This is a genomic window from Kistimonas ophiarachnellae, from assembly GCF_057552235.1.
Window position 1 is genome coordinate 1 of record NZ_BAAJPA010000035.1, and the last position, 3,773, is coordinate 3,773.

The 3,773-nt window shown below is 54.1% G+C and carries 1 protein-coding gene; it reads right to left on the reverse strand.

The genetic code is table 11. The annotated features are described in order from the left end of the window. Positions 1–3,773 (reverse strand): Ig-like domain-containing protein (locus AC27K1_RS21490; protein ID WP_487152844.1); only part of this gene is annotated, 3,773 nt, incomplete at both ends.

A 3,773-nucleotide genomic window follows, 5' to 3' on the forward strand; every position in this document is an offset into this window, starting at 1 on the left:
CCTTCGTCATCGGACATCGTATAGCGTACGGTCACCGTGGCAGTCTCGCCGACGTCCAGGTAGTCAAAGTCATTGCCCGCCAAAAACTGCAGCTGGTTGTTGTCGATGCTGGCGACGCCATGGCCGGTCAGTGGATTGCCGTCACCATCCACGATCTGCACAGTGTCCAGGCTGAAATTGGCGGGGTTGTCGTTGTGATCCAGATCCGTATCGTCGGCCAATACGTCAATGGTCAGCGTTTCGTGTTCATGACCTGTAGTGGCGGTATCGGGCGTCGCCACCGGTGTATCGTTGGTGCCGGTCACCGTAATGGTGGCCGTTGATTCAGACGTGAGCCCCTCGTCATCGGACATCACATAGCGAACAGTGACAGTAGCCGTTTCACCACTGGCCAGGCTGTCGAAATCCGTGCCCGGTATAAACTGCAGCTGGTTGTTGACAATGCTGACCGTGCCCTGACCACTTAATGGATTCCCGTCACCATCCACGATCTGCACACTATCGAGACTGAAGTTGGCTGAATGGTCGCTGTTATCGACATCTGTATCATCAGCCAAAACGTCAATGGTCAGGGTTTCATTCTCATGGCCTGTGGCGGTATTGGCTGTCGCCACCGGCGCGTCGTTGGTGCCGGTGACCGTAATGGTCGCCGTTGACTCAGAGGTAGCCCCTTCGTCATCGGACATCACATAACGCACGATCACCGTGGCGGTCTCGCCGACGTCCAGGTAGTCAAAGTCATTGCCCGACACAAACTGCAGCTGGTTGCTGTCGATGCTGGCAACGCCATGGCCGGTCAGTGTGTTGCCGTCAGCATCAACAATCTCAACACTGTCAAGGGTGAAGTTGGCCGGATTGTCATTGTGGTCTGCATCCGTGTCGTCGGCCAGTACGTCAATGGTCAGGGTTTCGTGTTCATGGCCCGTAGTGGCCGTATCGGGCATTGCCACCGGCGCGTCATTGGTGCCGGTGACGATGATGGTAGCCGTTGATTCTGACGTGGCGCCTTCGTTATCGGCCATCACATAGCGCACAGTCACCGTGGTGCTCTCGCCATCTGCCAGGTAATCAAAGTCACTGCCCGGATCAAACTGCAGCCGGTTGTTGCTGTCGATGCTGGCGACGCCATGGCCGGTCAGTGTGTTGCCGTCAGCATCGACAACATCAACATCGTCAAGCCTGAAATTGGTTGGGTTATCGTTGTGATCGACATCCGTATCATTGGCCAGCACATCAATCGTCAGGGTCGCATTCTCCCCTGTGACGTTTTGCGCGGCCGGGATGATGGCAAAATCATCAATGGCCCACTCATCAGCCGCACCGTTAGCGTGATTCGGTTGCCAAATACGAAATTGAATATTCGATTGCTGAAGGTCGCCTGTCAGTGCTACTTCGACAGTGTTCCATGATCTAAAGTCCTCCAACGCCGTATATTCATCATGAATCTGCCAGGTACTCCCTCCATCTGTCGAATAATCCAGTATCACATGGTCGTTAGAGTCGAGAGTCTCTCCACCATTACTGTTATTGCCATAAATGAGATTAAAGGAAAGCGTACCGCCAGCACTCGTATCCATGGCCTCCGTTGTCACTGCACGGGTGCCTGCACCGGTGAAGCGCAGGGAATCACCGTCACCGCCAAACATATCATTAACAAAACCGTTCTCCAGCGTTAAACCGTCGGTCACGCCATCATTGAAACTGTACTCAGTCCCTCCTTCTGCCGGATCAAGATTAGCGACTGGCGTATCGTTGGTGCCGTTGACTGTGATGGTGACCGTTGATTCAGACGTGAGCCCTTCGTCATCGGACATGACATAGCGGACAGTCACCGTGGTGCTCTCACCACTGGCAAGGTAATCAAAGTCACTGCCTGGCTCAAACTGTAACTTGTTGCTGTCAATGCTGGCGACGCCATGGCCGGACAGTGGATTGCCGTCTCCATCAATAATCTGCACGCTGTCCAGACTGAAATTGGCTGAATGGTCGCTGTTATCGACATCGGTATCATCAGCCAGTACGTCAATGACCAGGGTTTCGTTTTCATGGCCCGTGGCGGTATCGGGCATCGCCACCGGCGTGTCATTGGTGCCGGTGACCGTAATGGTGACCGCTGATTCTGAGGTGGCGCCTTCGTCATCGGACATCACATAGCGCACGGTCACCGTGGTGCTCTCACCACTGGCCAGGTAATCAAAGTCACTGCCCGGGTCAAACTGCAGCTGGTTACTGTCGATAGTGGCGGTGCCACGGTTTGTCAGTGGCTGGCCGTTCGTATCAACAACCTCAACATCGTCAAGGGTGAAGTTGGTCGAATCATCGTTGTGATCCAGATCCGTATCGTCGGCCAGCACGTCAATGGTCAGGATTTCGTTTTCATGGCCCGTGGCGCTATTGGGTGTCGCCACCGGTGTATCGTTGGTGCCGGTCACCGTAATGGTCGCCGTTGACTCAGAGGTAGCCCCCTGGTCATCGGACATCACATAGCGCACAGTCACCGTAGTGCTCTCACCACTGGCCAGGTAATTAAAGTCACCGCCGGGGACAAACTGCAGCTGGTTGTTGTCTATGCTGGCAACACCATGACCGGTCAGCGGGTTACCGTCTCCATCGACGATTTGCACACTGTCCAGACTGAAGTTGGCGGGATTGTCGTTGTTGTCTGCGTCCGTATCGTCGGCCAGTACGTCAATGGTCAGGGTTTCGTTCTCATGGCCCGTGGCGGTATTGGCTGTCGCCACTGGTGTGTCGTTGGTGCCGGTCACCGTAATGGTCGCCGTTGACTCAGAGGTAGCCCCTTCGTCATCAGACATCACATAGCGCACAGTCACCGTGGCGGTCTCGCCATCGGCCAGGTAATCAAAGTCACTGCCGGGGACAAACTGCAGCTGGTTGCTGTCGATGCTGGCGACGCCATGGCCGGTCAGTGTGTTGCCGTCAGCATCGACAACATCAACACTGTCAAGGGTGAAGTTGGCCGGGTTATCGTTGTGATCGGCATCCGTATCGTTAGCCAGCACATCAATCATCAGGGTCGCATTCTCCCCTGTGACGTGTGGCGAGGCCGGGATGATGGCAAAATCATCAATGGCCCACTCATCCGATCCATAAGTACCATGTGCAGGTTGCCAGATACGAAACTGAATACTGGAATGCTGAAGATCGCCTGTCAGGGTTTCTTCGACGGTATTCCATTGGTGATAATCAGACAACACCGAATATTCGTTATGAATCTGCCAGGTACTCCCTCCATCTGTCGAATACTCCAGCCTCACATGCTCGCCGTTCTCAACCCTATCCCCACCATTACTGCTATTGCCATAAATGAGATTAAAGGAGAGTGTACCGCCAGCACTCGTATCCATGACCTCCGTTGTCACTGCACGGGTGCCTGAATTTGTGAAGCGCAGGGAATCACCGTCACCGCCAAACAGATCATTAACATAACCGTTTTCTATCGTTAAACCGTCGGTCACGCCATCATTGAAACTGTACTCAGTCCCGCCTCCTGCAGGATCAAGATTAGCGACTGGCGTATCGTTGGTACCGGTGATCGTGATGGTGACCGTTGATTCTGACGTGAGCCCTGCATTATCGGACATTTCATAGCGAACAGTGACTGTAGTGCTCTCACCACTGGCCAGGTAATCAAAGTCACTGCCTGGCTCAAACTGTAATTTGTTGCTGTCAATGCTGGCGACGCCATGGCCGCTCAGCGGGTTGCCGTCTCCATCAATAATCTGCACGCTGTCCAGACTGAAATTGGCTGAATC